The 4,979-nt window shown below is 72.7% G+C and carries 4 protein-coding genes and 2 pseudogenes; 4 read left to right on the plus strand and 2 right to left on the minus strand.

What is annotated here, in order from left to right; all coding sequences use genetic code 11:
- Together AOK11_RS13350 and AOK11_RS46405 are read left to right on the plus strand one after the other, a co-directional pair.
- Positions 1-202, plus strand: a pseudogene (locus AOK11_RS13350) (hypothetical protein); the annotation flags it as partial.
- A 227-nt stretch (positions 203-429) separates the two neighbouring features.
- Positions 430-1,179, plus strand: a pseudogene (locus AOK11_RS46405) (lysylphosphatidylglycerol synthase transmembrane domain-containing protein); the annotation flags it as partial.
- Positions 1,180-1,382: 203 nt separating this feature from the next.
- Here AOK11_RS46405 and AOK11_RS39785 read toward each other — a convergent pair.
- Positions 1,383-2,159: a creatininase family protein gene (locus AOK11_RS39785; protein WP_079034818.1), complete on the minus strand. Its 777-nt coding sequence runs from the start codon at positions 2,157-2,159 to the stop codon at positions 1,383-1,385.
- A gap of 41 nt (positions 2,160-2,200) precedes the next feature.
- On the opposite strand from AOK11_RS39785, the gene ribA reads away from it, so the two are divergent.
- Positions 2,201-2,860 (plus strand): GTP cyclohydrolase II, encoded by a 660-nt coding sequence (gene ribA, locus AOK11_RS13360; protein ID WP_055593912.1) that lies wholly within the window; start codon positions 2,201-2,203, stop codon positions 2,858-2,860.
- 31 nt (positions 2,861-2,891) lie between these two features.
- Here ribA and AOK11_RS13365 read toward each other — a convergent pair whose 3' ends face one another.
- On the minus strand, positions 2,892-4,139 hold the full coding sequence (locus AOK11_RS13365; protein WP_055593913.1) for a serine hydrolase domain-containing protein: 1,248 nt from the start codon (positions 4,137-4,139) through the stop codon (positions 2,892-2,894).
- 136 nt (positions 4,140-4,275) lie between these two features.
- On the opposite strand from AOK11_RS13365, the gene AOK11_RS13370 reads away from it, so the two are divergent.
- Complete coding sequence (locus AOK11_RS13370; RefSeq protein ID WP_055593914.1) at positions 4,276-4,722, plus strand: TIGR03618 family F420-dependent PPOX class oxidoreductase; 447 nt, start codon at positions 4,276-4,278, stop codon at positions 4,720-4,722.
- Positions 4,723-4,979 lie beyond the last annotated feature (257 nt).

The following is a 4,979-nucleotide window of genomic DNA, read 5'->3' on the forward strand; positions in this document are numbered from 1 at the left end:
CGGCCCCGAGCAGGCCGGGCTGACCGCGCAGGGGCTGCGGGGCTGGGTCGGCGCGGCCGTGGAGGAACGCCCCGAACTGGCGGAGCCCGCGGGCCGTTACCTGGCCGAGCGCCTGGAGGCCTGCGCCGCGGGCGACCTGCGGGTCGTCGTCCACCACAGCGACCTGCTCGCCCTGTGCCGGCCGGTGGGCGGCGCGGCGTGACTGCCCGGGCGGCGGAGACACCGGCACGGGGCACGCCGGTCGCGAAGCCCGCGGCCTCGACGACGGGGGCGGGGCCGGGGAGGGGAGCGGAGCCGGAGAGCTCCCCGCCGAACCCCGAACGCACCGGCGACGGCACCGCAACCGGCCTCCGCGCCCTTCTCGCCCGGCTCAACACCCCCGCCGTACGCACCCGGCTCGGCACCCTCGCCGGCGTTGTCATCCTCGCCGTGCTGCTGTGGCGCCTGGGCACCGGTGTCTTCGTCGACGGGCTGCGCCGGATCGACGGGCCGTCCCTGCTGGTGGCACTCGGGATCGGGCTGGTGACCACGGTGTTCAGCGCCTGGCGCTGGGCGCTGGTGGCCCGCGGACTGCGCATCCGGCTGCCGCTCGCCCCGGCGGTCGCCGACTACTACCGCGCCCTGTTCCTGAACGCGGCCCTGCCCGGTGGCGTCCTCGGTGACGTCCACCGCGCGGTGCGGCACGGGCAGAGCACCGGTGACCTGGGCCGCGGGGTGCGGTCCGTCGTCCTGGAGCGGATGGCCGGACAGCTCGCGCTGTTCGTCGCCGGGACCGTGATGCTGCTGACCCTGCCGTCCCCGGTCCGGGACGACCTCCGGCAGACGGCGGCGCCGGCGGGCCTCGCCGTGCTGGGCGCCTGCGCCGTCGTCCTCGCCCTGCGCATGAACCGGCCGCGGCCGTCCCGCCGGGGCCGGGCCCTGCGGTCGGCGCTCGCCGAGGCACGCGAAGGGCTGCTGTCCCGGCGCAACGGGCCGGGCGTCCTCGTCTCCTCCGTCGTCGTCCTCGCCGGATACCTGGCGATGTTCGTCCTCGCCGCCCGCGTCGCCGGGGTCGGCGCGACCGTGACCGAACTGCTGCCGCTGGCCGTCCTGGCGCTGCTCGCCATGTCACTGCCGCTGAACGTCGGCGGCTGGGGACCCCGCGAGGGCGTCGCCGCCTGGGCGTTCGGCGCCGCGGGACTGGGCGCGGGCCGGGGCCTGACCGTCGCCGTGGTCTACGGAGTGCTCAGCCTCGCGGCGAGCCTGCCCGGTGTGCTCGTGCTCGTCGCCCGCTGGTACGCCGGCCTGCGCGCCGGCCGGCGGACGGGCGCCGCCGCCACGGCCCCACCCGCACCCGTCTCCCACGCCGAGGACGCTCCCGACCGCGCGCCGCTCGCCCCGGACTACGCGTCGCTGCCGCCACTGGAGGTGAGCATCGAGAAATACGCGCCGAAGGAATCCACCAGACTCGCCAGGAGTTCCCTGCCCTTTTCCGCGGAACCCAGCGAAGGGCGGCCGATGACACCGGAATCGGTATAGGCGGACATTCCCAGCGTGAGCAACTGGCGCCGGTCGTCGGCGACATGATCGGAGGTCTCATAACCGGGTCGGAGCAATTCGGGATGAGTGTGCAGAAGGATGGAGGTCTCGATTTCCCCCGCGTGCATGTCGGTGAGCAGTGAGGTTGCCACACCGGCGTGCCGGAGCGCGCTCTCCCAGTCCTCCGGGGCGGGGAACAGCGCCATGCGTTCGCCGCGGGCGGAGGATTCCTGAACGACGTTGCCGAGTACGTAGTTTCCGCCGTGTCCGTTGACCACCACCAGGGTGTCCACACCGGACCGGCGCAGCGAGTCGGCGATGTCCCGTACCACCGCGTGAAGGGTCACGGAGGAGATGGAGACGGTCCCCGGCCAGGCCGCATGCTCGTGCGAGCAGCCGATCGTCACCGGAGGCAGAAGATGCACCGGGTACGCGTCGGCGATCTCCCGCGCGACGGCACACGCCACCAGCGTGTCGGTCGCCAGCGGCAGGAACGGGCCGTGCTGTTCGAAACTGCCGACGGGAAGGACCGCGACCTGCCGTGAGACGTCGGCGCCCCGTTTCCGTACATCTTCTGTAGTATCCGCCGGCAACAGACCGTGGACCGGGCCGTATGCCGCCGACCGCTTTGAACCACTCATATCCTCACGGCCTTTCGTCTCTGCTTAGGAACTCGAGAATCATGACAGAAAACATAGGCGTACTCGGCAAGAAGCCCTCGCAGCGGACCGGCGTGGAACGCGTCGTGAATGCGCCGTTGCCCACCGTGTACGGAAAGTTCCAGGCGGTCGGCTACCTGGACCACGACCGCGGTGACGAACAAGTCGCCCTGGTCTACGGAGACATCGGCACTGACCAGGTCCTCACCCGGCTGCACTCGGAATGCCTGACCGGGGACGCGTTCGGCTCCCAGCACTGCGAGTGCGGCGACCAGCTCGCCTCCGCGCTGCGCGCCGTGGCCGCCGAAGGAGCGGGCGTCGTTGTTTACTTGAGAGGGCACGAGGGCCGCGGCATCGGCCTGCTGGCGAAGCTGCGCGCGATGGCCCTGCAGGCGGAGGGGCTGGACACGGTCGAGGCGAACCTCGCCCTCGGCCTGCCGGTGGACGCCCGCGACTACGGCGTCGCCGCCGGCATCCTCCGGGACCTGGGGGTGGAGTCGGTCCGGCTGATGTCCAACAACCCGCGCAAACGCGACGCGTTGCAGCGGCACGGCGTCCAGGTCACCGAGCAGGTACCGCTGTTGATACCGCCGTGCGAGAGCAACATCACGTACCTGCGCACCAAGCGGGAGCGCCTCGACCACAACCTGCCCCACCTCGACGCGGTGGCGCACTGGTCCTGACGGCGCCCCCGGCCGGGCGGCGGCAGCGGGTTCAGCCGGTCACGGCCTCGTGCACGAGCCGCCTGAGGTCCCGGAAGACCGTGTGGGAGGACCTGGGCCGCACCTGCGTGTAGAACTGCACGGTCAGGTCGCGGCCCGGGTCGACCCAGAACGCCGTGGTGGCGACCCCCGTCCAGCCGTACGTGCCGAGGCCGGACGGGGCCCGCGTACGGGACGGGTCGACGACGACGGAGACGCCGAGTCCGAAGCCGATCCCCTCGTTGCCGGGCTCGTCGTGGGCCGGACGGCTGCCGAAGGCGCGCAGATCGGCGCCACCGGGAAGCTGGTTGCGGGTCATCAGGTCCACGGCCTGGGGAGCGAGCAGCCGGACGCCGTCCAGCTCGCCCCGCCGCCGCAGGAGTTCCATGAAGCGGTGCATGTCGTGGGCCGAGGCCACCAGACCCCCGCTGCCGGACAGGAACCGGGGCCGGCCGTGCAGCGGCAGCCCGGCGACGGGCTCGAGGCCGTAGGGGGCACCGCCGCCGGAGCCGTCCGTCTCCCCGTACAACTCCGCGAGCCGCCCGGCCTGTTCGCCGGTGACGTGGAACCCGGCGTCCGTCATCCCCAGCGGGCCGAGGATCCGCTCGGCGAAGAAGACGTCGAGCGGCTGCCCGGAGACCACCTCGATGATCCGCCCCAGCACGTTGGAGGCGACCGAGTAGTTCCACTGCGTCCCCGGGTCGAACTGCAGCGGCAGCCGCGCGTACGCGTCGACCGTCCCGGCGAGGTCCGTTCCCGGTGCCACGGACGAGTCCAGCCCGGCCTCGCGGTACAGGCCGTCCACGGGATGGGCGTGGTAGAAGGCGAACGTCAGCCCGGCCGTGTGGGTCATCAGATGCCGTACGAGCAGGGGGCCCGCGGCAGGACGCGTCCGTATCCCGTCGCCGGAGCCGCTCTCGTACACGCGGGGCTCGGCGAACGCCGGCAGGTGGCGGCCGACCGGGTCGTCCAGGGAGAGCCGGCCCTCCTCCACGAGGGTCAGCGCGGCCACCGCCGTCACCGGTTTGGTCATCGAGTAGATCCGCCACAGGGTGTCGCTCTCCACCGGCAGCCCGGCCGCGACGTCCCGCCGCCCGTACGCCGTGAGGTGGGCGATCCGCCCGCCCCGTGCGACGGACACCAGGAATCCGGGCAGCCGCCCCTCGTCGACCTCGTGCGCGAAGTGCCGGTCCAGCCGGCCCAGCGCCTTCGCGTCCAGGCCGGTCTCCTCCGGGTCGGCCTCCTGCCGCAGCACTCCCATGGCACTCCTTCGATCACGCTCACGAACCGATTGCGGCATACCCAGCCCGGACCGTGCCGCACCTCGCCCGCGGACGGGAACACACCGGCGAATCCCGTCGGGAACCCCCGACCCCGTGTGCCCCGTTGAGCCGGGTATGACACAGGACACACAGTGGGCCCTGCTGGGGCTGATCGGCGACGAGAACGGCGGGGTGCTCGTCACCCTGAAGCAGGACGGGCGGCCCCAGCTGTCGAACGTCAACCACGCCTACTATCCCGACGAGCGGTTGATCCGCGTCTCGCTCACGGACGACCGCGCCAAGACCCGCAACCTGCGGCGCGATCCCCGGGCCTCCTACCACGTGACGACCTCCGACCGGTGGGCGTACACGGTCGCCGAGGGCACCGCCGAACTGTCGCCCGTCGCCGCCGACCCGCACGACGGGACGGTGGAGGAACTCATCCGGCTCTATCGCGACGTCAACGGTGAGCACCCCGACTGGGACGACTACCGCACCGCCATGGTCCGCGACCGCCGCCTCGTGCTGCGGCTGCGGGTGGAGCGGGCGTACGGGATTCCGCGGCGCGGCGAGCAGTCGTAGTCGTAGGACCCCGGTCCCCGCCGGACGGCCGATGCTTCCCTGAGCGGGGAACCCCTACGCCGCGGAGCGGATCGGCGTGCGGTTTCGGTGCCGAGGAGAACACCCGGGGGAGAGGACCTCGTGTCCGTCGACGCTCGCAGCCACATCCGGAACGAGTGGGGCGTCACCCTCGAGGCCCCCGACGGTTGTCGACCGGTGCTGTGCCGGCGCGGGTGGTCCAACCGGTAGGGGCGGGGCGGGGCGGAGCGGTACGGGGC

It is taken from the genome of Streptomyces hirsutus, from assembly GCF_001418415.1.
GTDB lineage: Bacteria > Actinomycetota > Actinomycetes > Streptomycetales > Streptomycetaceae > Streptomyces > Streptomyces hirsutus.

Bases quoted from the DNA above. Each gene is read 5' to 3' on its own strand.
- AOK11_RS13365 (WP_055593913.1), bottom strand. From the start codon at position 4,139: ATGGGAGTGCTGCGGCAGGAGGCCGACCCGGAGGAGACCGGCCTGGAC.
- AOK11_RS39785 (WP_079034818.1), bottom strand. From the start codon at position 2,159: ATGAGTGGTTCAAAGCGGTCGGCGGCATACGGCCCGGTCCACGGTCTG.
- AOK11_RS13370 (WP_055593914.1), top strand. From the start codon at position 4,276: ATGACACAGGACACACAGTGGGCCCTGCTGGGGCTGATCGGCGACGAG.
- ribA (WP_055593912.1), top strand. From the start codon at position 2,201: ATGACAGAAAACATAGGCGTACTCGGCAAGAAGCCCTCGCAGCGGACC.